Raw genomic sequence first — 25,280 nt, forward strand, 5'->3', positions numbered from 1 at the left:
TTGGAGCGGGATTCTGGCAGCCGTTGTTGCTTTTTGATCGCCTCCGAGGGTCTGTCACTATCGCCCGCAGCTGAGGCCCCGGAGTGCCCTTCTCCCCTGGTCATAGCAGCCTCGTCCGTGCTGGGCGGCGTTCCCGGATTGCAATTTGGCATCGTTACCGGAACGGGATCCTCGTTACTGGAACGGGACAGTTGCGTAACCGTCCCGTGCTGGCCGTGGCCCTTGCCGACCGCGACGCTTCAGTCCTCGAACAATGGAGGCAACGATGCGCGCTCGGTCATTCAACCTGTTTGCAGCGAACCGGCCTGCTCGCGCAAAGACGCGAACCCGCGTGGTTGCTGTCGTGGCCGCGGTCGCTGTCGTCGGCACGCTCGGTGCCTGCAGCTCGGGAGGCTCGAGCGACGCCTCCTACGACCAGGGCATCGCCTACGACGACTCCTTCGCGACCGAAGAGTGGCGCGACGTCCCGCTGGACGAGCAGGAGGAGTACGACGACTCCCCGGAGCAGCCGTTCCAGGACGTGTCGACCAGCCCGTTGTCGACGTTCGCCTCCGATGTCGACACCGCGTCGTACAGCAACCTGCGCCGCCAGCTGAACCAGGGCGTCGCGCCGGAAGGGGTCCGGATCGAGGAGCTGGTCAACTACTTCGACTACGACTACGCCACCCCGGAGCCGGGTGCGGTGGACCCGTTCACCGTCACGACGCAGATCGCGGAGTCGCCGTGGGCGCCCGAGCACCAGCTGGCGATGATCGGCGTGCAGGCCACGGCCGCGAAGGCCACGAGCCGTGGCAACAACATCGTGTTCCTCCTGGATGTGTCCGGCTCGATGGACGAGCCGAACAAGCTGCCGCTGCTCGCCGACTCGTTCGAGCTGTTGGTCGAGCAGCTCGACGAGGACGACACCGTCTCGATCGTCACCTACGCCGGCAGCGAGCAGGTGCTCGCCGACTCGGTGCCGGGCGACCAGCGCGGCACGCTGGTGCGCATCCTGCGCGAGCTGCAGGCCGGGGGGTCGACCGGTGGCGCGCAGGGCCTCCAGACCGCGTACGAGCTGGCGGCGAGGAACTTCGTCGAGGGTGGGAACAACCGCGTCATCCTGGCGACCGACGGCGACTTCAACGTCGGGCCGTCCACCCCCGAGCAGCTCACCGACCTGATCGAGGAGCACGCCAAGTCGGGGGTCTACATCTCGGTGCTCGGCTTCGGGATGGGCAACCTCAAGGACAACACGATGGAAGCCATCGCCGACCACGGGAACGGGAACTACGCGTACATCGACACCCTCGACGAGGCCCGCAAGGTCCTGGTGGACGAGTTCGACTCGACGATGTTCGTCGTCGCCCAGGACCTCAAGGTCCAGGTCGAGTTCAACCCCGCGACCGTCGCCGAGTACCGGCTGCTGGGCTACGACAACCGTCGCCTGGAGGACGAGGAGTTCGACGACGACACCAAGGACGCCGGCGACGTCGGAGCCGGGCACGCCGTGACGGCGTTCTACGAGCTGGTCCCGGCTCGGGGCGTCTCGCAGGACGACGACCTGGACTACCAGGACGTCGAGTCCGGGTACTCCAGCGACTTCCTGACCGTGCACGTGCGCTACAAGAACCCGGGCGACACCACGAGCGCCGAGGTCGTCTTCCCCGCCAGGGCCAGCGCCTACACCGCCAACCCCTCGAGCGACTTCAGGTTCGCGTCCGCCGTCGTCGAGTTCGCCCTCGCGGTGACCGGCTCACCGCACGCCGAGGACGCCAACCCCGCCCGGGCACGCGAACGCGCCGAGGCCGCCCTCGGCGACGACCGCTACGGGCTGCGATCGGAGTTCGTCACCCTGATCGACACCTATCAGCGGATCACCGACTGAACCCACGCTCCACCCGACGTGACGCCCGCGGGTGTGGGCGGCGACGGGGAGACTGCCGGAGACAGGGCGGCCGGTGCCGCGCGCGACGCGTGCGGTACCGGCCGGGAGCGGCCGGTGGGAGGTCGAGCGTGAGGTCGTTCGCCGTCGAGATCGACGACGAGGTCCTGGACGACCTCCGGGACCGTCTGCGCCGCACTCGTTGGTCGGTGGAGGTACCCGGCACCGGATGGTCGCGGGGCGTGCCCGTCGGGGTGGTGCGCGAGGTCGTCGACCACTGGCTCACGGCCTACGACTGGACGCGTGTGGAGCGACGGCTCGCGGCCGTCCCTCAGCTCGTCACCACGATCGACGGCCAACGGATCCACCTGGTGCACGCTCGCTCCGCAGAGCCGGACGCGCTCCCGCTGCTGCTCACGCACGGCTGGCCGGGCTCGGTGCTCGACCACCTCGACCTCGTCGGTCCGCTCACGGATCCCGCCCGGAGCGGGGGCGACCCGGCGGACGCCTTCCACGTCGTCGCACCGTCATTGCCCGGGTCCGGCTTCTCGACGCCGCTGTCCGGGACGGGCTGGGACCACGTCCGGATCGCGCAGGCGTGGCTGACCGTCATGGGTCGGCTCGGGTACGAGCAGTTCGGCGCGGCGGGTGGGGACGCGGGGTCGGTCGTGTCGCCCTGGGTCGGGCGGCTGGATCCTGCGCGCGTGATCGGCGTCCACGTGCACGGGAACCTCGACGTGCCCGAGCACCTGCCGGGAGAGCGGCCCGACGAGCGTGCCCGGGTCGATGCCGGCAGGGAGCGGGCGACGACCGACGGTGGGTACGCCGCACTGCAGTCCACCCGCCCGCACACGCTCGGCCACGCGCTCGCGGACTCGCCCGTCGGGCAGCTCGCGTGGGTGCTCGACAAGCTGCACGACTGGACGGACCCGGCCCGCCCGCCGTTCGGGGACGTCGATCTCGACGACGCGCTGGACCTCGTCGTCCTGTACTGGGTCACCGGGACGGCCGCGACGTCCGCCGACCTGTACTTCGAGAACCGCGTCGCGGCGCCTGCTCCGGCGGGCCCGAGCGGCGTCCCGACCGGCGTCGCACTCTTCCCGACCGACCCGATGACCCGGACGGCCGCCGCGCACGACCATCACCTCGTCCGATGGACCGAGCACACCCGCGGTGGTCACTTCGCGGCGCTCGAGGCCCCTGACGTCCTCGTGGACGAGCTCCGCGCGTTCTTCCGTCCCCTGCGCCGACCTCGCGCATCAGCCGATCGCCCTTCCTCTCACTGACGCGAACGGGGGCCGTTCTCTGCTGGCCGATCCCGCCGGCCGGCCCTGCCCGCGGGCCCTGAGCGGGCGCGATGGACAATCGCCCAGTACGGGCATTTACCCCACCGTGACGCGGCAGTACTGTCCGAAAATGACACATCGACCACGACTCATCGCCGCCGGAGCAGCAACCCTGCTCGCCGTCGCGCTGGGCGCCGCACCCGCACAGGCGTCCCAGCCCAAGCCCCCGCTGATCATGGACAAGTCCGAGGTCGAGGTCCAGGTCCTGGCCCTCAACGACTTCCACGGGAACCTCCTGCCTCCGACGGGCAGCGGAGGACGTGTCGGCACCGTCAACGCCGGCGGAGCCACCTACCTCGCGACCCACGTGAAGAACCTCGAGGCGACCAACAGGAACTCGATCGTGGTCTCCGCGGGCGACCTCATCGGCGCGAGCCCTCTCCTGTCGGCCCTGTTCCACGACGAGCCCACGATCGAGGCGATGAACGCGATCGGCCTCGACCTGAACGCGGTCGGCAACCATGAGTTCGACGAAGGGTCGACGGAGCTCCTGCGGATGGCGAACGGTGGGTGTCACCCGACGGACGGGTGCCAGGACGGCACGCCCTTCGCGGGCGCGGACTTCGACTTCCTGGCGGCGAACGTCGTGCAGGAGTCGACCGGAGAGACGCTCTTCGCGCCGTACTCCATCCGGAACTTCACCGGCGCCAAGGTCGCCTTCATCGGCATGACCCTCGAGGGCACGCCGAACATCGTCAGCGCGGCCGGGATCCAGGGCCTCGACTTCCGGGACGAGGCCGACACCGTGAACGCGCTCGTGCCGCAGCTGCAGGCGCAGGGCGTCGAGGCGATCGTCGTGCTGGTGCACGAGGGCGGGTCACCGACGGCCCTCGACATCAACGGGTGCGCCGGGGTGTCCGGACCCATCGTCGACATCGTCACGCGGTTCGACCCCGCCGTCGACCTCGTCGTGAGCGGCCACACCCACCAGCCGTACAACTGCGTGATCGACGGCATCCCGACGACGAGCGCCTACAGCTTCGGGCGCCTGGTCACCGACATCGACATGCGCGTCAGCCGGTCGACCAAGGACGTCACGAGCCTCACGATCAACAACCGGATCGTCACCCGGGACGTGCCGGAGGACCCGACGATCAAGGCGCTCATCGACCGGTACAACACCCTCGCGGCGCCGATCGCGAACCGGCCGATCGGTCACATCACGGGCGACCTGACCAACACGAACCAGCCAGACGGTGAGCAGCTGATGGGCGACGTGATCGCAGATGCCCAGCTGGCTGCCACCGACGGGCCAGCACCCGAGGGGCAGGCCGTCGTCGCGTTCATGAACCCGGGCGGTGTGCGCGCGGGGCTGAGCTACGCGTCCGGCCCGGCGGGCGAGGGCGACGGGGTGGTGACGTTCGGCGAGGCGTTCACCGTGCAGCCGTTCGGAAACATCCTGCAGACCCTCACCCTGACCGGGGCGCAGATCGACCTGCTCCTCGAGCAGCAGTTCTGCGGTCTCAACTCGCCGTTCGCGAGCCCCACACCGGGGTTCTTCAAGGTGCTGCTGCCGTCTGCGGGCTTCAGCTACACCTGGGACTTCGCCGTCGCCAACTCGCCGGCGAACGCGACGTGCGCGACGGACCCGGCACTCGGGGCCGTCAACCCGGCGTCCGTGAGCATCAACGGCGTCCCCATCGACCTCGGCGCCAGCTACCGCGTGACGGTGAACAACTTCCTGGCCGACGGTGGTGACGGGTTCGGTGTGCTGCGCAGCGGCACCGACCGCGTGGGCGGTCTGGAGGACCTGCAGGCGTTCGAGGCCTACCTCCAGGCGGCGGAGCCGACGGGCATCAGCCCGCCGCCGCTGACGCGGATCACCCGCGTCAACTGATGTGACAGGGCGGCGCCCGACCTGCGGGTCGGGCGCCGCACTGCGTGTGCGGGTCCTGATGTGACACCCCGGTCCGACCGCCGCATCGCGCGGGAGCTGTTCACCTCCGACAAGACCGTTGCCCTGATCCACGGCCGCTGCCCTCGAGCCGGTCCGCCTGGACCCCGGGGACGCCAGGGCGTCCGAGGAGTACCGTCGAGTGGTGCCCACACCACCGGCAGACTGGTACCCCGATCCGCAGCAGCCCGCGCGCTTGCGGTACTGGGACGGCGCCCAGTGGACGGGCTACCTGGTCGATCCGGACAAGCCCGGGGTGGTCCGGTACGAGAACCCGCCGTGGGCGCCCAGTGCCCGGGGGATCAACGTGCCGCTGTCGATCGCGGTGACGTCGGCGTTCTGAGCGCGACGCCTCGTCGTCAGTCGTCGAGCGTCCCGTGCAGGAAGACCCGCCAGACGGTCGGCAGCATCTGCTTCCTCGGCACGCCGCGCAGGATGCGGGTGATCTGCTTGCCGGCGACGAGGGTGCCGAGCGCGCCGACGACCGTCTGGACGACGGCCAGGGCGATGGCGACGCTCGTCACGTCGAGCCCGAAGGCCTCGCCGATCACCGGCGCCGCCAGCCACACGGGGATCCACCAGAGCAGGATCAGGAAGACACCCACGCGCAGGCGCGTCGGTGAGATCGGTGCCTTCGGCTCGGCGTCCATCGGGGTCGACTCTGGCACGACGGGGGAGCCGCTGACCGTCACCGGTCGGCCCGGGGTGGTGCGGCGGGGAGGCGGACCACGACCCGGAGCCCTCCGGTCGCCCGGGGGGTGAGCACGAGGTGCCCGTCGTGCGCTCGCACGATGCTCTCGACGATCGCCAGGCCGAGGCCGACCCCTGCGGCGTCGCCGTGCGCGCGGGCGGTGCCACGCTGGAACGGCTCGGTGAGCGTCGCGACCCGCCGTGGGTCGAGCGCCTCGCCGGTGTTCTCGACGGTGACCACGGCCGACCCTCGCAGAGCAGCGGTCCGCACCCACACGGACCCTCCCTCGGGCAGGTTGTGGACGATCGCGTTGTGCACGAGGTTCGTCGTCATCTGGAGCAGGAGCGCGCGTGACCCGACGGCCGGGGTGATGTCGCCGGAGGTCTCGAGGCTCACACCGCGCTTCTCGGCGAACGGGAGCAGGGTCTCGGCGGCGTCCTCGGCCAGGAGCGACAGGTCGACGCGCTCGCGGGCGAAGGAGCGTCGGTCGGCGCGGCTGAGCAGGAGCAGCGCCTCGGTGAGGTCGATCGCGCGGGCGTTGACGGCATGGAGACGCTCGACCAGCTCGGTGGGGTCGTGCGACGGGTCCTGGCGGGCGACGTCGAGGAGCGCCTGGGTGGTCGCCAGCGGGGTCCGCAGCTCGTGGGAGGCGTTGGCCGCGAACCGCTGCTGCTCGGCGACGTGCGCCTCGAGCCGGGCGAGCATCGCGTCGAACGCGTCGGCCAGCTCACGGAACTCGTCGCTGCGTCCGGGCAGCTCGATCCGGTGCGAGAGCGAGCCGCTCCCGGCCATCCGGCTGGCCTCCGTGATGCGCTTGAGGGGGGCGAGCATCCGGCCGGCGAGGATCCACCCGCCGGCCAGCCCGAACACCAGCAGGAACGCCAGCGCCAGAGCCGCCTTGGGGGCGAAGGCCCGCCAGAGGTCGGACCGTCCGGGGACGAAGAGCCCTGGGCCGCCGGGCGCGGCGACCGTGACCGCCTCGTCCGGGACGTACCGCAGGAGGAACACCAGCACCACGGCGATGAGCAGGAAGCCCGCGACCATGAGGAACCCGGCGTAGCTGAGGGTCAGCTTGAGGCGGACGCTCAGCCCTGGCTCCCTACCCACGCTCGTCCTCGATGCGGTACCCGGCTCCGGGCACGGTGGCGATGAGCCAGGGCTCGCCGAGCCGCTTGCGCAGCGCCGAGACGGTGATGCGTACGGCGTTGGTGAACGGGTCGGCGTTCTCGTCCCAGGCCCGCTCGAGGAGCTCTTCGGCACTGACGACCCCGCCGTCGGCGGCGACGAGGACCTCCAGGACGGCGAACTGCTTGCGGGTCAGCGGGACGTACCGTCCGTCGCGGTAGACCTCGCGGCGGAACGGGTCCAGCCGCAGGTCGGCGATCTCGTGGACGGGCGGCCGGTGGTGGGCGCGGCGCCGGTCCAGCGCCCGGAGCCGGAGCACCAGCTCGCGCATCTCGAAGGGCTTGGTGAGGTAGTCGTCGGCGCCCAGCCCGAACCCGGAGGCCAGGTCGTCGAGCCGGTCGGCGGCGGTGAGCATGAGGATCGGCGTGCCGCTCCCCGAGGCGACGATGCGCTGGGCGACGACGTCCCCGGACGGCCCGGGGATGTCGCGGTCGAGCACGGCGAGGTCGTAGGAGTGGACGGCGAACAGCTCCAGCGCGGTGTCCCCGTCCCCGGCGATGTCGGCGGCGATCGCCTCGAGGCGCAGACCGTCGCGGATGGCCTCGGCCAGGTAGGGCTCGTCCTCGACGATCAGCACGCGCACTCCTCCGACTCTACGAGCCGCCACGTATCGTCGAGATATCGAGAACCGCATACGCACCGGCAACACGCGGTCGCGTTGGCTGAGGCGATGTTCTCCAGCACCCAGGCGCGATCGTCGGCGCGCCGTTCTCGAGCTGCCGTCATCTCGGTCGCGGTCGGCGCCGCGGTCATGGTGACCGCGGTCGTCGGGTTCCTCGGCGACCAGCAGTCGGCGGCGTCCGTCGTCTCCGCGACGCCCGAGGCGCCCGCACCGCCCCCTCAGGAGGCTGGTCCCGGGGCCGACGGGAGCGTCCCGGACGGGGTGACGGTCTTCGACGGCGACATCCCGGCGGTCGCGAACCTCCACGCCGACCTGCTCGCCGCCCTCCGCCAGGCCGCGACCGCGGCCGCCGACGACGGGATCACGTTCGTCGTCACCAGCGGCTGGCGGTCCGCCGCTTACCAGGACCAGCTGCTGAGCGACGCCGTCGCCGAGTACGGCTCGGCCGCGGAGGCGGCCCGATGGGTGGCGACGGCGGACACGTCCCCGCACGTGCAGGGAGCCGCGATCGACGTGGGACCGTGGGCCGCCATGACGTGGCTGTCGGAGCACGGCACCGCGTACGGGCTGTGCCAGGTCTACGCCAACGAGCCCTGGCACTACGAGCTGCGCCCCGACGCCGTCGACGCCGGCTGCCCCGCCCAGTACGCCGACCCGACCGACGACCCGAGGATGCAGCCGTGACGAGCACCACCCAGGAGGCCGTGGCAGCCGACGCGCGGGCTCTGCCGCAGGCGCGCCTGGTCGCGCTGTTCGTGGTCTACCTCCTGCTGCTCACCTGGGCCGTGCTGTGGAAGCTCGAGCTCCCGTGGGCCGGCGAGGCGGGGTGGCGCATCGTCAAGCTCGTCCCCTTCGTCGCCACGAGCGGTGCCGGTGCCAGCACGCCGTTCGACGTACTCGCCAACCTCGCGCTCTTCGTCCCCCTCGGCCTCTACCTCGGCCTCCTCGTGCCCTCGTGGCGGTCGTGGAAGGTGGCGTGCGCGGCGGCCGCGGCGAGCCTGGGCCTCGAGGTCGCCCAGTACGTCCTGGCGGTCGGCAGCTCCGACCTGACCGACGTCGTCGTCAACACCGCCGGAGCCCTTCTCGGGCTCGCTCTGGTCGGCCGGGCAGACTGCGCGGTCCTGACGCGCGTGTGCGCGATCGGGACCGTGCTCGCCGTCCTCGCGAGCGCACTCGTCGTCGCCTCGCCGTTGCGCTACGGACCGCCGGAGGACGTCCGGTGCACGCCCTCCGTTCCCTGCGGGCCGCCCGGAGCCCCCCGAGACGGGTTGCCGCGGGATGCGGTGCTCACCTTCTAGGACACCTTGCTGAATCGTCGCAAACAGGGCAACCATGGACGAATCAGACCGGCGCAGGCGCCCCTGGGCGCGGTGCGCCTGCGCGTCCACCGGGGGTCGCCATGAGGCTCGTCGCACGTTCTGTCCTGACCGCTCTGCTCGCCGCCGCCGTACTGTCGGTCGGGATCGCCCCCGCCCACGCGTCCCCGCCGCCCGGGCCGGCGGTGCGGTGCGGGGACGTCGTGACGGGGGACCGCCACCTCGCCCGGAACCTCACGTGTCCCGGGGTCGCTTTCACGGTCGTCCCGCCGGCGACACTCGACCTGCGCGGTCACACCCTGCGCGGCGGGGACGTCGCGTTCGCGGTCCAGGCCACGGGCATGGACACCTTCCCGTTCGTCGTGCGCAACGGGCGGATCACCGGGTTCGGGACGGTCGTCGAGAACGCACCCGACGCGTTCGCGTGGAACGTGACGCTGGCCGGCCTGCGGATCGACCGGAACGCCACGGTCGCGCGCGGCAACGACTGGGGCGGTCCGGTGGTCGTCGACGGCTCGACCGTGGCCGACAACACGACCGTGTTCGACATGGAGCGGTTCGCGGACCTGAACGTCATGCGCTCACGGCTGGTCCGCAACGACGTGGTCATCTCGTCGATCTCCGACGGGGGCCGGGCGGCGTTCACCGACAGCACGCTCGTCGACAACCGCCGGCTGTCCGGGTTCGTGGGCGTCGCCAACCTGACCCTGCTCCGGAACACCATCAAGGGGTCCGAGGAGGTCGTCTCCCCGTGGTGGTGGGTCTTCGCCTCCGTCGAGGACAACACGTTCGTCGACAACGGCGTCGCGGTGAGCCTGGGCTCGCACCCCGGCAACGTCCGCCGCAACACGTTCCGTGGCAACGGCGTCGGCATCGCGGCCGCCGCTCCGGGTGGCGGCATCTGGGACGGACCGGCGGAGATCGTCGGCAACACCCTCACCCGCAACGGCGACGGCATCGTCACCGAGGACGGTGCCGTCGTCTCCGTCGGGGACAACCGGGCACTGCGCAACTCCGGGTGGGGCATCTTCGTGCCCGGCGCGACGGACCTCGGCGGGAACGTCGCGAAGGGCAACGGCCTCGAACCGCAGTGCACCGGTGTCGTCTGCGGCCCCACCCGGAGCTGAGCTCGTCACTCAGGAGCAGGAGACCCCGACGCACTGCGGGGCGTTCCCGTTGCCGCTGGCCGTGTTGCCGCCCAGATCGGTGACGCCGGGGGCGTAGATGCCCCAGCCGGTGTTCCGGTTCGCGGTGTTGCCGCCCAGCGACGTGTTCGCGTCGGCCGCGTCGAAGACGATCGCGTCACCGTTGCTCCGCAGGACGTTGCCCTGCACGACGAGGCTGGTGGTGGCCGTGGACTGCCCGTGCACCCCCGAGCCGTTCCGACGGAACACGTTCGAGCTGATCGTGCCGTCGACGTCCCCGAGCTCGACCGCCTGGGTGTTCGCCGCGAACGTGTTGCCCGTCAGCGACAGCTGCGGCACGAAGGCCACCGCGTCGACCGCGACGCCGTTGCCGCGGAACGTGCTCGCGTCGGCCGTGGCCGCACCCATGAAGTAGAGCTGGATGCCGGTGGTGTTGTCGGCGAGCGTCGAGCCGTGGACGTGGACCTCGCCCTCGGTCGCGGCGATCGCGGTCCCGTTGGCGACGAACCGGGAGCCCGACACGTCGGCGACCGAGGTGTCCACGCGCAGCCCCATCGTCGAGTCGGCGAACGTCGAGGCGCTCACCCACACGTCGGCGAACCACGAGGCGTTGACGCCGGTGCCGACGCGCTCGAAGTGGCTGCGCGTCACGGTCGTGGCCTTGCCGCCGGAGAACGGCAGCTCACCGGACGCGTCGACGCCCGTCCCGCTGTCCGTTACGGTGACCCGGTCGACCGCCACCGTGCCCGAGCGCGGCTCGTCCACGGGGCCGCCAGTGTCGACGCCGGCACCCCATCCCGTGAGCGTGCCGTTGCGGATCACCACGTCACCGTCCTGCGGCACGAGGATGCCGACCCCGGTGCCCGGACCGGTCACCGTGTGGCCCTTGAGGTTCAGCGTGACGCCGGCGCCGAGCGTCAGCGCGGGCGCGGGGCCGGTACAGGTCAGGTCGGTGGTGAGCGAGGAGCTGACGGTGACGGTCGAGCCGCAGACCAGTGGTGCTGCGGTCGCGGGGGTGGCGACGAGGACAGCCGTGCCGACGAGGGCGGCGGTGGCCAGGACAGAGGTCGTTCGCATGGTGTGCTCCGTGGGTCGGGGCGTCCCCTGATGGGCGCACCCTCGAGGAGGACACGCACGTTATGCCGGATACACCCGATAGATCCGTATCGGTGTCACCCCTCCTGCCGCGCGGTGCGGACGCTGGTCGCCGACCAGTGGCTAGCGTGGCGCGCATGCCGGCCAAGGGAACGCGCCAGGCGCGGTACGCGGCGCGTCGCAAGCGCCGCATGGCCGCCGTCGAGCACGACCTCAGCCCCGAGCAGTGGGCCGCGCTCACGTCGGCCTGGGGCGGGTGCGCATACTGCGGGGCGACGGACCGGCCGCTGCAGCGCGACTGCGTCCTGCCGATCTCCCGCGGCGGCCGCTACACGCTCGACAACATCGCCCCGGCCTGCGGGTCGTGCAACGCGAGCAAGTGCAACGACGAGGTCACCGGCTGGCTGCGGCGCAAGCGGCTCGACGAGCGCGCGTTCCTGGAGAAGCATGTGCGGGTCCAGGCGGAGCTGGCGGAGCGGTTCGCCCTCACTCCGGGGGAGTGAACTGGCTGGCGGTGAACACCGCGCCCTGCGGGTCCCGGATGGTCGCCGTGCGCGCCCACTCCGACTCCTCGGTGGCCAGCACCTCACCGCCGTGCTCGGCGGCGAGCGCCGCGGTGGCGTCCCGGTCGGCGACCGCGAACGTCACGTGCCAGTGCGGCGGCCGACCGTCCTCGGCGGGAGCCACCCAGCCGATCGCGTCCGCGAACCCGGGCGGGACCGACACGCTGGCCTGGCGCTCGCGGATGTCCGGGTCGGTGGTCGCCGCGAGGTGGTCGCCGTACCCGGGGACGCGGATCATCGTGGCGAACCAGACGTCGGTGATCTCCCAGCCGAAGACCGTCTCGTAGAAGTGGGTCGCGGGGTCGTCGGCGTGCAGGTCGCTGAAGTTCCACGCGCCGGGGGCGTTGACGATCTGGGCGCCCAGCCGTCGGTTGGCCTTCCACAGCCGCAGCACCGCGCCCGACGGGTCGACGATCTCGGCCCATGTCCCGCCCTCGCCGGCCACGGTCGGCCCGGTGGTGACGGACCCGCCGGCCGACGAGACGGCGTCGAGGACGGGCTCGAGGTCGTCGACGGCGACGTAGGTCTGCCAGCCGCGCCCGCCTGAGGTCCCGCTGCCGATGCCGGCCACGTCGAGCCCGTCCACCTGGGCGATGACGTACCGGACCGGTGCACCGGGCGGCGCCGCCTCGTGGAACGTCCACCCCAGGACCGCTCCGTAGAACGCCAGCGCCCGGTCGACGTCGGCCTGCTCCAGGTCCACCCACGACGTCACGCCCGGGGGATAGGTCCGCTGCTGCGTCATGCTCCTAACGTAGGGAGAGCTCCAGCAGCGTGCACGAGAAGTCGGCGAAGTCCCGCTGCCCGACCGCCCGGAACCCGTACCGCTCGTAGTAGGCGCGGATGGCGGGGTTGGTGGTCCGGCAGTCGAGCCGGAACAGGTCCACCCCGGCGTCGCGCCCGCGGGCTGCCGCCCAGTCGAGGAGCGTCGTCCCGAGCCCGTGGCCCGCGGCGCGGCGGTCGACCATGAGTCCGTGCACGTAGACGGCGGGGGTGTGGTCGTCGCCCCAGAAGTCGGGATCGGTCCACAGCAGTCGGACCGTGCCGACGAGGCCGAGCACCTCGCCGCGCACCACGTGCCACTCCCCGGCGTCGACCTGGGTGGCGATGCGCTCGCGGGGCAGCGACCCCTGCGGCCACTGCACGGTGCCGTGCGCGGCCATCCAGTCCTCCAGCGACCGGCGCAGCGCGTGGATGTCGTCGACGTCGGCCGGGGTCGCCGGCCGCGGGAGGTCGAAGGTCACCGGGAGACCGTACTCGCGAGGTCGTCTGCCTGACGGCGGACAGCCGCTCTGGCTAAGGTCCGAAGATGGGTGCGAAGCGTCGTCGTCGCTGGTCGGACTGGGTGCCGATCGTCGGCGTGCTGCGCGGCTACGACCGCCGGTGGTTGCGGGCCGACGTGGCCGCGGGCGTCGCGGTCGCGGCGCTGATCGTCCCGAAGAACCTCGGGTACGCGGGGATCGCCGGCATCCCGCTGCAGAACGGGCTCTACGCCGCTGCGGCCGGGGCCCTCCTCTACGCGATCTTCGGCACCAGCAAGCAGATCTCGACCGGCCCCAGCTCCGGTCTGGCGGCCGTCGCCGCGAGCGCGGTGCTCGCCGTCGGCCTCACGAGCGCTCAGGCAGCGCCGTTCGTCGCCGGGATCACGCTCGTGTCCGGGCTCGTGTTCCTCGTCCTCGCGGTGCTCCGGATGGGCTGGATCGCGCAGTTCCTCTCGCGGGCCGTGGTGACGGGCTTCCTGTTCGGCGCGGCGATCGACGTCGTCGTGGGCGAGCTCCCCAAGATCACCGGGACGACTGCCGAGGGGTCGACGCCACCGCAGGAGCTCTGGTCCTGGCTCGGGACGCTCGGCGACGTGAACCGCGCGACGGTGATCGTGGGGGTGGTCGCGCTGGTGACGGTGTTCGGCCTGCGCCGCGTCGCGCCGCGGGTGCCCGGTGCGCTCGTCCTGGTCGTCGGTGGGCTGCTCGCCACCTGGCTGTTCGACCTGGGGGAGCGGGGCGTCGCCCTCGTCGGCGACGTGCCCCGCGGGCTGCCGTCCGTCGAGGTGCCCGACCTCGCGCTGCTGCTGGACAACGTCGCGACCGTCGCGCTCGCGTCCGTGGCGCTGGTGATGATCGGGTTCTCGCAGACCGCGGGGGACGCGCGGACGTTCGCCGCGCGGCATCGGTACCGCGTCGACATCGACCAGGAGTCGTTCGCGCAGGGGGCCGCCAACGTGGGCGCGGGCCTGCTCCAGGGCATGCCCGTCTCGACGAGCCTGTCCGCGAGCTCCCTGAACGACCGCACCGGGGCGCGCTCGCCGGTGGCGTCGCTGACGTCCGGCGTCATGGTGCTGCTTACGCTGGTGCTGCTGGCGCCGCTGTTCTCCGGGCTGCCGACCGCGGTGCTGGCGGCGATCATCATCGAGGCCGTTGTCATGGGGATGATGGACGTGGGGGCGCTGCGCCGGCTCGCCCGGGTGCAGCGCTTTGACTTCTGGATCGCGATCGTCGCGCTGGTCAGCACGGTGCTCGTCGGCGTGCTGGCGGGGGTGCTCGTCGGGATCGGGCTGTCGCTGCTGTGGCTGATCTCCGTGACCACCCGGCCGTCCCTGCCCCTGATGGTCCGGGAGCGCGGTACGCAGGTGTTCCGCGAGCTCGGTGAGCACGCCGACGACGAGGCGGAGCCCGACATCGCGGTGATCCGCATCGACGGCGGGCTGTTCTTCGCGACGGCCGACGCGCTCGAGGACCGCGTGCGGGAGGTCTCGGAGTCGAACCCCGGGCTGTCGGCGATCGTGATCGACTGCGGCGCCATCACCATCGTCGACGCCCAGGGGGCCGCGACCCTGCACGAGATCCTCGCGCTCGCGGAGGACCACGGCGTGACGGTGCGGCTGGCCCGGGTCAAGCCGTCGGTGCGCGCGACGCTCGCCCGTGACGGCGTCGTCGACCGGCTGGGCGCGGACCGGCTGCACGGCAGCGTGCACCGGGCCGTCGAGGCCCACCGCGCGCAGGCGCCGGACAACGCGTCCGGCTAGTCGCCGGCGATGACCTTCGCCTTGGCCTCGGCGTACTCGACGTCGTCGAGGTGCCCGTCGCGGTGCAGCTGGCTCAGCCGCTCCAGGCGGCTCGTCACGTCGTCCACGGGAGGCTCCGGGACCACGAACAACGCCGCGGCCTGCTCGTGGCGGGTGCGCTGGAACGTCTCGGTGCCGTCCTTGGCGGCCGTCACGGCGCCCTTCCCCGCCTCGACCGCACCCTTGGCCAGTGCCACGGTGGTCTCCCCGACGACGACGACCGCGGTGGCGCTGGTCGACGTCAGCGAGCTCTTCCGGGTGTCGCTCACCGGCAGCTTGCCGATGCCCGCCGCCATCGCCCTCTGCAGATCCTTCGCCATCCCGAGGCGCCGGAGGCGCTCGTCGATGGATGCCTTGTCGTCCGTGGACACAGGTACCTCCGTGCTCGTCGTCGATCGACCATCCTCCACCCAACGGGCCCGCCGTGCGTTCGCCACGAGGCGAAAACGGCTTCCCGTCTGAGCGGACCGGCCTCACCGTCGGACCCCCGTGCTAGTGTCCGCGTGAGGACGACTTGACCATTTCATGACCTTCGTTGATGACCATTGAGGACGCGGGCGATCCGCCCTCTGCGCCGAGCTGGACGTGAAGGACGACGATGACCGACGCAGCCCCCCTGCAGCCCCCCGCACCGCAGTCGGTGTTCGCCCTGGAGGCGCCCGCACCGGTCGCGCCGGTGGCGACGACGGCGGCCCCCGCGATGGCCCCGCAGATCCCCGAGGCCGCCCTGCCGGGCCTGAACGCCAAGGTCAACGCGTACGTCGACGGACTCATGGCCGCCCAGATCGGGTCGCCGGAGATGGCCGGCAAGGCCGACGACATCCGCCTCATGGGCGACGCCGACATCCGCGCCGCTGCGGACACGTCGAACCGGCTGCTCCAGATGCCCGTCAAGGAGCTGCGCGAGGGCGGCGTGTCCGGCACCTCGCAGGTGAGCAAGTCGCTGCTGGACCTGCGCAAGACCGTCGAGAGCCTGGACCCCAGCGAGGCCACGATCGGCAAGAAGCTGCTCGGGCTCATCCCGTTCGGCGACTCGCTCACCGACTACTTCCGCCGGTACGAGAGCTCGCAGAAGCAGATCGACGCGATCGTCCGCGCGCTCTACAACGGGCAGGACGAGCTCCGCAAGGACAACGCGGCGCTGAACCTGGAGAAGCAGCACCTCTGGGACACGATGGCCCGCCTGCACCAGTACATCTACGTCGCGGAGTCGCTGGACACGCGGCTGTCGACGACGATCGCGGAGCTCGACGCCACGGATCCCGCGCGGGCGAAGGCGCTGCGCGAGGACGTCCTGTTCTACGTGCGCCAGAAGCACCAGGACCTGCTCACGCAGCTGGCGGTCTCCATCCAGGGCTACCTGGCGATCGACATCATCATCAAGAACAACGTCGAGCTCATCAAGGGCGTCGACCGGGCCACGACCACGACCGTCGCCGCCCTGCGGACCGCCGTCATCGTCGCGCAGGCGCTGAACAACCAGCGGCTGGTGCTCGACCAGATCACGGCCCTCAACACCACGACGACGGGCCTCATCGCGTCGACCGCCAAGATGCTCAAGGAGCAGTCGGCGGGGATCCAGGAGCAGGCGGCGCAGGCCACCGTCGGGCTGCCGCAGCTGCAGCAGGCGTTCTCGGACATCTACGCGACGATGGACTCGATCGACACGTTCAAGGTCAAGGCTCTCGACTCCATGGCGACGACCATCGGCGTGCTCGAGACCGAGACCACCAAGGCGCGCTCCTACCTCGACCGGGTCAAGCGTGCGGACACCACCGACGTGGCCAGCGGTTCGCTCGACCTCGGCACGAGCTGAGCGGCCTGGGTGGGCACAGGCTCGGGTAGGCGTCACAGATGAGCTGGTTCGCACGCCTGCGGGGGCGGCGTCAGGAGCCCGACGTCCCTGTGGCGCCCCCGGCACCGACGACGGCCGAGATCCTGGCGTCCGCGCACCAGGTCGAGCAGCAGATCGCGGGCAAGGTCCCCGCCGCGGTGACCGCGCGCGTGCTGCGGATCACCCGGACGGTCGACGACATGGCACCGCGGCTGGACCGGCTCGGCGCCGGCAGCCGGCAGGCGCACACCGTCGTCGCGACCGCGACCTCCTACCTGCCCGAGGCCGTGGGCGGGTACCTGCGCCTGCCGCGTGACTTCGCCGACCGCCGTGTGGTGTCGAAGGGCAAGACGTCGCTCATGGTGCTGTGCGACCAGCTCGACCTGCTCGGGGTCACGCTGGACAAGATCTCCGACGCCGTCTCCCGCGAGGACGCCAACGCCCTGGTGGCGCACGGTGCGTTCCTCGCCGAGAAGTTCGGCGGCTCGTCCCTCGCGCTGGCCCCCGAGGCCGGCCTCGACACCCCGCAGGTGGAGCTCCCGTGACCCTGACCGACGCGCTCGACGCCCTCGTGACCGCCGGCGCGGCCGCGGGGCTCGAGAGTGCCGCCGTCCGCGACGAGGGCGCACGCCTCGCGGCCGCCGTCGCCGAGTCGATCCCCGGGGCGGCGACCGGCTGGCTCGCGGCCGTCGGTGCACCGGACGCGACGTTCGGGGCGTTCTTCGCGGCGGCGTCCAGCGCGCGGCGGTGGCGCTCGTCGCCCACCGACCTGCTCACCGGGCTCGTCGGCACCCCGCACGCCGAGCCGTACGCGGCGGCGCTCGCCGAGGTGGTGTCCGCGGCGTGCGACCTCGGGCCGGCGGGGATCGACGTCATCGCGCGGGCCTCGTCGACCGCCGCGGTCCAGCGTGCCGCGGCGCACGGCCCGGTCCCGACGACGTCCACCGAACCGCCGTCCGCGTTCGACCTGCCACGCGTCGACCCGTCGATGTTCGACCTGTCCGCGTTGGCCCTGCCGCCGCTGCCCGACGCGGGGGAGCCGGGTCTGGTCCCGGTCCACGGCGGGATGCCCGCGGGAACCACGTTCGTCCCCGCACCTCCCGACGAGAAGCCCGCCAAGACCCTCGAGGAGCTGCTCGCCGAGCTCGACGCCCTCGTCGGCCTGAATCGCGTGAAGGCGGAGATCCGGCAGCAGACACAGCTCCTGCGCGTCGAGCGCCTGCGCACCGAGGCGGGGCTGACCGCGCCGACGCTGACCCGGCACCTGGTCTTCCTGGGCAACCCCGGGACCGGCAAGACGACGGTCGCGCGCCTGGTCGCCGGGATCTACCGGGCGCTCGGGCTGCTGTCGAAGGGTCATCTGGTCGAGGTCGACCGCTCGGAGCTCGTCGCGGGTTACCTCGGGCAGACGGCCGTGAAGACGTCCGAGGTCGTCGCGACGGCCCTGGGAGGTGTCCTGTTCGTCGACGAGGCCTACGGCCTGGCCGAGGATCAGTACGGCGCCGAGGCCGTGAACACGCTGGTCAAGGACATGGAGGACCACCGCGACGACCTCGTGGTGATCGTCGCTGGCTACCCCGGGCCGATGGCGACCTTCCTCGCCACCAACCCCGGGCTGGAGAGCAGGTTCTCCACGACGGTCGAGTTCGACGACTACACGGACGGCGAGCTGCGCGAGATCTTCGCCCGCGCCGCCACCAAGGCCGACTTCGAGCCGACCCCCGAGTGCCTGACGCGGTTCGAGGAGCTGGCGTCGCTGCAGATCCGCGACGAGGGCTTCGGGAACGGTCGCTACGCCCGCAACGTGCTGGACCAGGCGATCACCAGGCACGCCTGGCGGTTGCGGGACGTTGAGCAACCGACGGTGGACCAGCTGCGGCTGATCCTCCCGGAGGACCTGGTCCCGGCGGCCGACGAGACCGAGAAGTCCGACGAGCCAGACGTGCCCGAACACATCGAGGAGTCCGCGTGACGCAGACCATCGCCCCGTATGCGGCGCCTCCGGCCACGGTGCCGACCACGGCGCCCGCTCCCGTGCACCGCAGCGGGCTGCGCGGCGCGCTGAGCCGCACCCCGGGACGCCTGCGCGTCGCGGGCGTCGTCGCGGTGATCGCCGCCGCCGCTGTGGGCGTGGTCGGCCTGAACGCCGGCCTGGCGCAGTCGCAGGCGCTCTCCGACGCGGACGCCGACACCACGCAGCTGGTCGGCATCCAGGACGTCCGCAACGACCTCGTGATCGCGGACGCCACGGCGACGAACGCGTTCCTGGTGGGCGGCCTGGAGCCGCCCGAGCAGCGCGCCCGGTACGACGAGGCCGTCGCGTCCGCCGCGAACGGGCTCGCGCAGCTGGCGGGGTCCAACGCTGCCGACGCCGAGCTGCTGGGCCAGGCGACCGCGGGGCTGACCACCTACACGGGACTGGTCGAGCAGGCCCGCGCCAACAACCGGCAGGGCTTCCCGGTGGGCGCCGCGTACCTCGACCAGGCCTCCGCGGTCCTGCGAAGCGACGTGCTCCCGCAGCTCGACGAGCTGGTGCAGGCGAACAGCGACCGCGTGGACGCGTCGTTCGACTCCGTCGGCTCGGTGCCGTGGCTGCTGACGCTCGGCATCCTCGCGCTCGCGGCGCTGGTCGTGGTGCAGGTCTGGCTGGCCAAGCGCACCCACCGGCGGCTGAACGCCGGCCTGTTCTGGGCGACGGTCCTCGCGCTCGCCGCGTCGATCGCGGGAGCCTTCGTGCTGGGCACGACGGCGCAGCGGGCGGCGGACGTCCGCAACGGCCCGTACGACGAGACCGTGTCGGTCTCCAACGCGTACTCGCTGGCCAACGACGCCAAGTCCCAGGAGTCTTTCACGCTGATCAAGCGCGGCTCCGGTGCTGCGTACGAGGAGCAGTTCGTCGCCCTGACCACCGAGGCCTCGGCGCTCCTGGCTCGGAACACCGTCGACCCGGCCCTCGCGCCGCTGTTCGACGACTGGCTCGCGGCGCACGCCGAGATCCGGGCGCTGGACGACGAGGGCAAGTGGGACGAGGCGGTCGCCCTCGCGATCAGCGACGAGCCGGGCGCGCCCAACGACGTGTTCGCGACGTTCTCGGCGGCCGCGGAGAGCAGCCTCGACGCCAGCGCGCAGCTGACGAACGAGGGCCTGTCCGGGGCGGGCGGGGCGGTGGTGCGCATCGGCTGGCTGATGCTGATCGCCGGCCTGCTGGCGGCGGTCCTGTCCTGGCGCGGCATCTCGAAGCGAGTGGAGGAGTACCGGTGACCACGACGACCACCCGCAGCCTCGGCGCGGCTCTTGCCGCGGTCGCCCTGATCGCCGGCTGCGCGGGCGCTCCCGCCGCCGCGCCGGCGGCCCAGCAGCAGGGGGCGGCCTCGATCGCCCTCCCCGCCGCGACGGTGTGCGACGACGCCAACGAGTCGACGATGTCCTACACGCCGGGCCCGGGCGGTGCCTCCGTCCAGGCCATCCGCGACCGCGGCGCCCTGCACGTCGGCGTCTCGGCCGACACCCTGCTGATGGGCTCGCGCAACCCGCTCTCCGGGCAGATCGAGGGCTTCGACATCGACATGCTGAAGGCCGTGTCCGCCGCGATCTTCGGCGACGCGAGGCCCCTGCAGTTCCGCGTGATCACCTCGGCCCAACGGCTCGAGGTGCTGGAGAACCACGAGGTCGACCTGGTGGCCCGCACGTTCACCATGAACTGCGAGCGCTGGGAGACCATCGCGTTCTCCGCCGAGTACCTGACCGCGGGCCAGAAGGTGCTGGTCACGCGAGACTCCGAGGCGACGAGCATCGAGGACCTCGAAGCCCTCGGTGACCAGCGCGTCTGCGCGCCGGAGGGCACCACGACCCTGGAGCGGCTGCAGGAGACGTACCCCGGCGTGGAGGCGGTCAGCGCCCCGACGCACACGGGCTGCCTCGTGCTCTTCCAGCAGGGGAAGGTCGAGGCCATCACGGGCGACGACACGATCCTGGCCGGCTTCGTCGCGCAGGACCCGTACGCGAAGGTCGTCGGTGAGCCGTTCAGCGCGGAGCCGTACGGCATCGGTGCCGCCGCGGACCAGGTCGACCTGGTGCAGTTCGTCAACGGCGTGCTCGACCAGGCCAAGGCGGACGGCTCCTGGGCGGCCTCCTACAACGCGTGGCTCGGCGACCTCGGCCCGGCCCCTGTCCCGCCGGTCTCGGTGTACGGGCGGGTCGACAGCCCGTGAGCGGACCTGACGCGCCCGAGGCGCCCGGCAGGCTCGGGGAGCCCATCCCCGCGCCCCAGCTGCTGCGGTACCTCAGCGGGCTCGAGGCGTGGCTGGCGCACCGCCGCGCGGAGCTGGACCGGCTGGACCAGGCTGCGCAGGCGTCGCCCGCGTCCGAGAGCTACACGGACGACGTGCTGCTCGCGCTGACCATGTGGCAGGCGATCCGGACCCGCACCGACGAGCTGGTCGCCGTGTGGGACTCGGGCCGGGCGGACGCGGTGGACCGGGAGAAGATGTCGCAGCTGGTCTGGGGCCGGCTGGACTCGGGTCTCGGTGCGGCGCTGGTCTCCCTGGTCGAGGCCGTGACCCTGTGCGACGCGATGATCGCCCAGGTCCGGGCGCGCCTGTCGTTCGACCCGGACACCGCCGACCAGGCGTCCCGGTTGCGCGGTCTGCGCGCCGGCCTGGTCCGGGCGGAGGACCTCGCGGGCGTCGACGGGACCGCGCGCGAGCTCGTCGCGACCCTGCGGACGCGGGAGCAGAAGCTGGTCGCGCAGGCGGCCCGCGGGGCCGACATCTCCGGCCCGCTGGCCGAGCTCGAGGCGCGCGCGGCGCTCGCGGAGCGCGACCTCATCGTGCAGGTCTCGCAGCGGCGCACGCTGGAGAAGGGCCGAGCCGACGCGCGGGCCACGATGGCGGCCCTGGAGCTGCGGGAGCCGACGCTGCACCAGCTGGCGGACCGCTGCCGCCGCGAGGTCGCGCACCCGCCCAGGCTCGCCGTGCCGGACGTGTCCCGACTGGGTGAGGTGCCGGACACACGCACCGAGCTCGACGCGTTCGTGGATCGGCTCGCGGCCGTCGGCCGCGCGTTCGACGCCGTCGCCGACGCCTACAGCGCCCCCCTGCGCGAGCGGGCGGAGCTGCGCTACCGGCTCGAGGGTGCACGTGCCGCGGCCGACGCGAACGGCCGCAGCTCCTCCCCGACGGTCCGCTCCGGGTACGACGAGGCCCGTGCCGTCGTCGCGGCGACACCCTGTGACATCACCCTGACCCGCTTCCTCGTGGAGCAGTACGAGTACCTCACCCGAGACCTGCCCACGGTGGGTCAGGAGGGACGACGATGATCGCCTGCACCGAACCGGGTTGCACCGGCACCTACGAGGACGGCTACTGCAACGTCTGCGGCTCGCCGCAGGCCGCAGGAGCGGGCCCCGCGGCTCCCCCCTCGGCGACCTCGCTGCTCGGCACCGGGGTCGCCCAGGCGAGCCCGGACCGTTCCGCGGCGGCCGCCGACCCCGACGCCGAGCGGTCCACCCGCACCGGCCGCACCAGCTCGAGCAGGCTGGCGACGGCCGCGCTCGGGTCGGCCCGCACGGCGGCGATCGGCGGCTCACGGCCCACCCGACGCGTCGGCACCTCCTCGACCCGGCTGCGCGGTGCGCGGCTGGGCGCCGGCCTCACCACCGTGCCCGCCGCGCCGGTCCAGGACCCGCTGCAGGCGGTCATGGCCGTCGCCGAGGTGCCCGAGCGCAAGCGCTTCTGCCCGGCGTGCGGCGCCGAGGTCGGCCGGTCGCGCGACGGGGTGCCCGGCCGGACCGCCGGGTTCTGCCCGAAGTGCGGCAACCGGTTCGACTTCACACCGTCTCTGAACCCGGGCGACGTGGTGGGCGGCCAGTACGAGGTCGTCGGGTGCCTCGCGCACGGCGGCCTCGGCTGGATCTACCTGGCGCGCGACCGCAACGTCTCGGGCCGCTGGGTGGTGCTCAAGGGCCTGCTCAACTCCGGGGACCCGGACGCGTACGCGGCGGCGATCTCCGAGCGGCAGTTCCTCGCCGAGGTCGAGCACCCGCTGATCGTCGAGATCTACAACTTCGCCATGCACGAGGGTGCCGGCTACACCGTCATGGAGTTCGTCGGCGGACGGTCGCTCAAGCAGATCCTGCAGGACCGCCGGGACGCTGCCGGCGGCGTGAACACGCCGCTGCCGGTGGACCAGGCGCTCGCGTTCATCCTGGAGATCCTGCCCGCGTTCGCCTACCTGCACGACGTGGGCCTGCTGTTCTGCGACTTCAAGCCGGACAACGTGATCCAGCAGGGCGACGCGGTCAAGCTCATCGACCTCGGGGGCGTGCGCCGGATCGACGACCTGGCCTCGGCGATCTTCGGCACGGTCGGCTATCAGGCGCCCGAGGTCGCCGAGGTCGGGCCGTCCGTGGCGTCGGACATCTACACGATCGGCCGCACCCTGGCCACGCTGGTGCTCGACTTCCGCGGCAACACGAGCACGTACGTGGCGTCGTTGCCCGCGGTCGCGGACACCCCGGTGTTCCAGACGTACGACTCGTTCTACCGGCTGCTGGCCAAGGCGTGCGCGCTCGACCCGTCGGACCGGTTCGCCACGGTCGACGAGCTCCGCGCGCAGGTCCTCGGGGTGCTGCGCGAGGTCGTCGCCACCGACCGCGGGCCCGGCAGCCCGGCGCTGCACTCGGCCGCGTCGGTCCTGTTCGAGGCGCCGACGTCCGACGAGGCCGGCCATCCGCTGGCCTGGGACCAGCTGCCCGCGCTCAAGGTCGACGCGAGCGACCCGGCCGCGAGCTGGCTGGCGGGCGTGAACGTGAGCAACCCCCAGCAGCGCATCGCCGCCCTGGCCGAGGCGCCGCAGGAGACCGTCGAGGTCCGGCTGCGGCGGACGACCGCGGCGATCGAGGCGGGCGAGCAGCAGCTCCTCGACCTGACGATCGCCCAGATCCTCGAGGACGATCCGTGGGAGTGGCGGGCAGCCTGGCTGGGCGGGCTCGCGCAGCTGAGCACCAACGACCCGGTCGCGGCGCGTGCCTCGTTCAACGCCGTCTACGGGCAGGTACCGGGGGAGCTGGCGCCGAAGCTCGCGCTGGCCACCGCGTGCGAGCTGAGCGGCGAGCCGGACATCGCGGAGTCGCTCTACATCATCTGCGCGCGCTCCGACGCCAACTACACGGCCCCGGCAGCGTTCGGGCTGGCCCGCATCCGCCGCGCGCGGGGCGACCTGCGCGGGGCGCTCGCCGCACTCGACCTGGTCACCGCCACGCGCAGCTCCTACGTGGACGCCCGGATGATGCGCGCACAGCTCCTGGCCACGTCGAGCGGCGACCTCACGTCACTCTCCGACGCACTGGCAAGCGTGCAGGCCGTGTCCATCGAGCCGCGGGTCCGGGCTGCGCTGCGGGTCGACGTGCTGGGCTCGGCGCTCGCGGTCGTGCTGGACAAGGGCCCGTCGACGACGGTCCAGGTGGGTGGCGTCCCCGCGCAGGAGCCGGAGCTGCGCGACGCGCTCGAGGCCGCGCTGCGCGAGTCGGCGGTGCTGAACGAGAGCCATGACGAGCGGATCGCCCTGGTCGACCAGGCCAACGAGGTCCGTCGGTGGACCACGTGGTGACCTGCGCGGCGTGCGGCACGATCGCCGAGGACGGCTCGAAGTTCTGCGAGCATTGCGGCACCCCCCTGGGCGCTGTCGACCCGGCACCCGTGGTCGCGGAGGCCGTCCCGGAGCAGCCCGCGACGGCTCCCGTCTGCCGCGCCTGCGGCGGCACCATCGCCGACGACGGCTACTGCGAGAGCTGCGGCGAGCCGGCCGTCAGCGAGCGTGACCACTGGAGCGAGCTCCCGTCCGCGCTGGTCGGCGGAGTCTGCGACCGCGGCCGGCGCAAGTCCCGCAACGAGGACGCGATGGCGCTCGCGCTCGGCGGTCCGACGGCTGTCCTCGTGGTCTGCGACGGGGTGTCGAACGTGCCGGACTCCGACGTCGCGAGCCTCACCTCGGCGCGCGCCGCGCGGGACGTCCTGGTCACGGGGGCCGCGGGCAGCACCGTCGGTACGTGGTCGGCGCTCCTGGTCACCGCCGCGGCCGCAGCCGACCAGGCCATCGCCGATGCGGTCGGAGACACCTCCGACCGTGCCGAGCCGCCGTCGTGCACGTTCGTCGCGGCCGTCGTCGACGGCCCGACCGTCGTCGCGGGCTGGCTCGGGGACTCGCGGGTGTACTGGCTGCCGGACGAGGGGGCTGCCCACCAGGTCAGCGTCGACGACTCCGCGGCGAACGAGATGATCGCGCGCGGCGTGCCGCGGGCCAAGGCGGAGGCGTCCCGCGAGGGCCACGCCATCACCCGGTGGCTCGGTCCCGACGCCGAGACCGTGGTACCCAGCACCGGCACCACGCGGGCGCAGGGACCCGGCTGGGTGCTCGCCTGCTCGGACGGCCTGTGGAACTACTGCTCCGAGGCCACCGACGTCGCCGACCTGCTCCACCGCACCATCGCCCAGGTGGGAACCTCGCCCGACGTCATCGCCGCCGAGCTGGTCCGCTGGGCGAACGAGCAGGGCGGGCACGACAACATCACCGCGGCGCTGGCCCGCATCGCGACACCCGTCGATACTGTCCACACCGACGAGGCCGTCCCGGCCGACCCGGCACCGACCGCAGCCTGATCGAGGAGCC

At 72.4% G+C, this 25,280-nt stretch carries 24 protein-coding genes; 17 read left to right on the plus strand and 7 right to left on the minus strand.

Going from position 1 to position 25,280, the window contains the following annotated elements:
- The first annotated feature begins 331 nt into the window (after positions 1–331).
- The 4 genes from J2X26_RS16960 (at position 332) to J2X26_RS16975 (ending at position 5,444) form a co-directional block, all read left to right on the plus strand.
- Positions 332–1,864 (plus strand): vWA domain-containing protein, encoded by a 1,533-nt coding sequence (locus J2X26_RS16960; RefSeq protein ID WP_307493881.1) that lies wholly within the window; start codon positions 332–334, stop codon positions 1,862–1,864.
- A 128-nt stretch (positions 1,865–1,992) separates the two neighbouring features.
- The gene (locus tag J2X26_RS16965; RefSeq protein ID WP_307493882.1) at positions 1,993–3,147 is read left to right on the plus strand and encodes an epoxide hydrolase family protein; all 1,155 of its coding nucleotides are present in this window, start codon (positions 1,993–1,995) and stop codon (positions 3,145–3,147) included.
- Between the two features lie 130 nt (positions 3,148–3,277).
- Positions 3,278–5,044: a bifunctional metallophosphatase/5'-nucleotidase gene (locus J2X26_RS16970; RefSeq protein WP_307493883.1), complete on the plus strand. Its 1,767-nt coding sequence runs from the start codon at positions 3,278–3,280 to the stop codon at positions 5,042–5,044.
- Positions 5,045–5,246: 202 nt separating this feature from the next.
- A complete protein-coding gene (locus J2X26_RS16975; RefSeq protein ID WP_307493884.1) occupies positions 5,247–5,444 on the plus strand; it encodes a DUF2510 domain-containing protein in 198 nt (65 codons plus the stop codon).
- 16 nt (positions 5,445–5,460) lie between these two features.
- Here J2X26_RS16975 and J2X26_RS16980 read toward each other — a convergent pair whose 3' ends face one another.
- The 3 genes from J2X26_RS16980 to J2X26_RS16990 are packed head-to-tail and all read right to left on the minus strand — an operon-like array spanning position 5,461 to position 7,560.
- A complete protein-coding gene (locus J2X26_RS16980; protein ID WP_307493885.1) occupies positions 5,461–5,751 on the minus strand; it encodes a hypothetical protein in 291 nt (96 codons plus the stop codon).
- A gap of 38 nt (positions 5,752–5,789) precedes the next feature.
- Complete coding sequence (locus J2X26_RS16985) at positions 5,790–6,881, minus strand: sensor histidine kinase (protein ID WP_439897873.1); 1,092 nt, start codon at positions 6,879–6,881, stop codon at positions 5,790–5,792.
- A 10-nt stretch (positions 6,882–6,891) separates the two neighbouring features.
- Complete coding sequence (locus J2X26_RS16990; protein WP_307493887.1) at positions 6,892–7,560, minus strand: response regulator transcription factor; 669 nt, start codon at positions 7,558–7,560, stop codon at positions 6,892–6,894.
- 87 nt (positions 7,561–7,647) lie between these two features.
- On the opposite strand from J2X26_RS16990, the gene J2X26_RS16995 reads away from it, so the two are divergent.
- The 3 genes from J2X26_RS16995 (at position 7,648) to J2X26_RS17005 (ending at position 10,042) form a co-directional block, all read left to right on the plus strand.
- Positions 7,648–8,283: a M15 family metallopeptidase gene (locus J2X26_RS16995; RefSeq protein WP_307493888.1), complete on the plus strand. Its 636-nt coding sequence runs from the start codon at positions 7,648–7,650 to the stop codon at positions 8,281–8,283.
- The gene (locus J2X26_RS17000; protein WP_307493889.1) at positions 8,280–8,897 is read left to right on the plus strand and encodes a VanZ family protein; all 618 of its coding nucleotides are present in this window, start codon (positions 8,280–8,282) and stop codon (positions 8,895–8,897) included. Before J2X26_RS16995 ends, J2X26_RS17000 begins: the two co-directional genes overlap by 4 nt.
- A gap of 101 nt (positions 8,898–8,998) precedes the next feature.
- Positions 8,999–10,042: a NosD domain-containing protein gene (locus J2X26_RS17005; RefSeq protein ID WP_307493890.1), complete on the plus strand. Its 1,044-nt coding sequence runs from the start codon at positions 8,999–9,001 to the stop codon at positions 10,040–10,042.
- A gap of 9 nt (positions 10,043–10,051) precedes the next feature.
- On the opposite strand, the gene J2X26_RS17010 is transcribed toward J2X26_RS17005, so the two are convergent.
- The gene (locus J2X26_RS17010) at positions 10,052–11,137 is read right to left on the minus strand and encodes a right-handed parallel beta-helix repeat-containing protein (protein ID WP_307493891.1); all 1,086 of its coding nucleotides are present in this window, start codon (positions 11,135–11,137) and stop codon (positions 10,052–10,054) included.
- Positions 11,138–11,292: 155 nt separating this feature from the next.
- Here J2X26_RS17010 and J2X26_RS17015 point away from each other — a divergent pair, with 155 nt between their 5' ends.
- A complete protein-coding gene (locus J2X26_RS17015; protein WP_307493892.1) occupies positions 11,293–11,658 on the plus strand; it encodes an HNH endonuclease in 366 nt (121 codons plus the stop codon).
- On the opposite strand, the gene J2X26_RS17020 is transcribed toward J2X26_RS17015, so the two are convergent.
- The gene (locus J2X26_RS17020; RefSeq protein WP_307493893.1) at positions 11,642–12,463 is read right to left on the minus strand and encodes a VOC family protein; all 822 of its coding nucleotides are present in this window, start codon (positions 12,461–12,463) and stop codon (positions 11,642–11,644) included. The genes J2X26_RS17015 and J2X26_RS17020 overlap by 17 nt on opposite strands.
- 4 nt (positions 12,464–12,467) lie before the next feature.
- Positions 12,468–12,962 carry a GNAT family N-acetyltransferase gene (locus J2X26_RS17025; protein WP_307493894.1) on the minus strand — a complete coding sequence of 165 codons (495 nt, stop codon included), beginning with the start codon at positions 12,960–12,962 and terminating at the stop codon, positions 12,468–12,470.
- Positions 12,963–13,027: 65 nt separating this feature from the next.
- On the opposite strand from J2X26_RS17025, the gene J2X26_RS17030 reads away from it, so the two are divergent.
- Entirely contained in the window at positions 13,028–14,740 is a 1,713-nt protein-coding gene (locus J2X26_RS17030; protein WP_307493895.1) for a SulP family inorganic anion transporter, read from the plus strand.
- Here J2X26_RS17030 and J2X26_RS17035 read toward each other — a convergent pair.
- Positions 14,737–15,150, minus strand: coding sequence for a hypothetical protein (locus J2X26_RS17035; RefSeq protein ID WP_307493896.1), 414 nt, complete (start codon positions 15,148–15,150; stop codon positions 14,737–14,739). The genes J2X26_RS17030 and J2X26_RS17035 overlap by 4 nt on opposite strands.
- Before the next feature lie 227 nt (positions 15,151–15,377).
- On the opposite strand from J2X26_RS17035, the gene J2X26_RS17040 reads away from it, so the two are divergent.
- Genes J2X26_RS17040 through J2X26_RS17075 form a run of 8 tightly spaced genes read left to right on the plus strand, consistent with a single transcriptional unit; the run spans position 15,378 to position 25,270 of the window.
- Positions 15,378–16,595 (plus strand): toxic anion resistance protein, encoded by a 1,218-nt coding sequence (locus J2X26_RS17040; RefSeq protein WP_307493897.1) that lies wholly within the window; start codon positions 15,378–15,380, stop codon positions 16,593–16,595.
- 38 nt (positions 16,596–16,633) lie between these two features.
- Positions 16,634–17,158, plus strand: a complete 525-nt coding sequence (locus tag J2X26_RS17045; RefSeq protein WP_307493898.1) for a hypothetical protein — start codon at positions 16,634–16,636, stop codon at positions 17,156–17,158.
- Positions 17,155–18,585: an AAA family ATPase gene (locus J2X26_RS17050; protein WP_307493899.1), complete on the plus strand. Its 1,431-nt coding sequence runs from the start codon at positions 17,155–17,157 to the stop codon at positions 18,583–18,585. The genes J2X26_RS17045 and J2X26_RS17050 overlap by 4 nt, the downstream gene beginning before the upstream one ends.
- Positions 18,582–19,874 carry a hypothetical protein gene (locus J2X26_RS17055; protein ID WP_307493900.1) on the plus strand — a complete coding sequence of 431 codons (1,293 nt, stop codon included), beginning with the start codon at positions 18,582–18,584 and terminating at the stop codon, positions 19,872–19,874. Before J2X26_RS17050 ends, J2X26_RS17055 begins: the two co-directional genes overlap by 4 nt.
- Entirely contained in the window at positions 19,871–20,824 is a 954-nt protein-coding gene (locus J2X26_RS17060) for a glutamate ABC transporter substrate-binding protein (RefSeq protein ID WP_307493901.1), read from the plus strand. The genes J2X26_RS17055 and J2X26_RS17060 overlap by 4 nt, the downstream gene beginning before the upstream one ends.
- A complete protein-coding gene (locus tag J2X26_RS17065; RefSeq protein ID WP_307493902.1) occupies positions 20,821–21,930 on the plus strand; it encodes a hypothetical protein in 1,110 nt (369 codons plus the stop codon). The genes J2X26_RS17060 and J2X26_RS17065 overlap by 4 nt, the downstream gene beginning before the upstream one ends.
- The gene (locus J2X26_RS17070; RefSeq protein ID WP_307493903.1) at positions 21,927–24,221 is read left to right on the plus strand and encodes a serine/threonine-protein kinase; all 2,295 of its coding nucleotides are present in this window, start codon (positions 21,927–21,929) and stop codon (positions 24,219–24,221) included. Before J2X26_RS17065 ends, J2X26_RS17070 begins: the two co-directional genes overlap by 4 nt.
- The gene (locus tag J2X26_RS17075; protein ID WP_307493904.1) at positions 24,206–25,270 is read left to right on the plus strand and encodes a protein phosphatase 2C domain-containing protein; all 1,065 of its coding nucleotides are present in this window, start codon (positions 24,206–24,208) and stop codon (positions 25,268–25,270) included. Before J2X26_RS17070 ends, J2X26_RS17075 begins: the two co-directional genes overlap by 16 nt.
- Positions 25,271–25,280 lie beyond the last annotated feature (10 nt).

This window comes from Cellulomonas humilata (assembly GCF_030814415.1).
Classification (GTDB): Bacteria; Actinomycetota; Actinomycetes; order Actinomycetales; family Cellulomonadaceae; genus Cellulomonas; species Cellulomonas humilata_A.

Bases quoted from the DNA above. Each gene is read 5' to 3' on its own strand.
- J2X26_RS17030 (WP_307493895.1), top strand. From the start codon at position 13,028: ATGGGTGCGAAGCGTCGTCGTCGCTGGTCGGACTGGGTGCCGATCGTC.
- J2X26_RS17010 (WP_307493891.1), bottom strand. From the start codon at position 11,137: ATGCGAACGACCTCTGTCCTGGCCACCGCCGCCCTCGTCGGCACGGCT.
- J2X26_RS17070 (WP_307493903.1), top strand. From the start codon at position 21,927: ATGATCGCCTGCACCGAACCGGGTTGCACCGGCACCTACGAGGACGGC.
- J2X26_RS16995 (WP_307493888.1), top strand. From the start codon at position 7,648: ATGTTCTCCAGCACCCAGGCGCGATCGTCGGCGCGCCGTTCTCGAGCT.
- J2X26_RS16970 (WP_307493883.1), top strand. From the start codon at position 3,278: ATGACACATCGACCACGACTCATCGCCGCCGGAGCAGCAACCCTGCTC.
- J2X26_RS17040 (WP_307493897.1), top strand. From the start codon at position 15,378: ATGACCGACGCAGCCCCCCTGCAGCCCCCCGCACCGCAGTCGGTGTTC.
- J2X26_RS16980 (WP_307493885.1), bottom strand. From the start codon at position 5,751: ATGGACGCCGAGCCGAAGGCACCGATCTCACCGACGCGCCTGCGCGTG.
- J2X26_RS17015 (WP_307493892.1), top strand. From the start codon at position 11,293: ATGCCGGCCAAGGGAACGCGCCAGGCGCGGTACGCGGCGCGTCGCAAG.
- J2X26_RS17020 (WP_307493893.1), bottom strand. From the start codon at position 12,463: ATGACGCAGCAGCGGACCTATCCCCCGGGCGTGACGTCGTGGGTGGAC.
- J2X26_RS17045 (WP_307493898.1), top strand. From the start codon at position 16,634: ATGAGCTGGTTCGCACGCCTGCGGGGGCGGCGTCAGGAGCCCGACGTC.
- J2X26_RS17005 (WP_307493890.1), top strand. From the start codon at position 8,999: ATGAGGCTCGTCGCACGTTCTGTCCTGACCGCTCTGCTCGCCGCCGCC.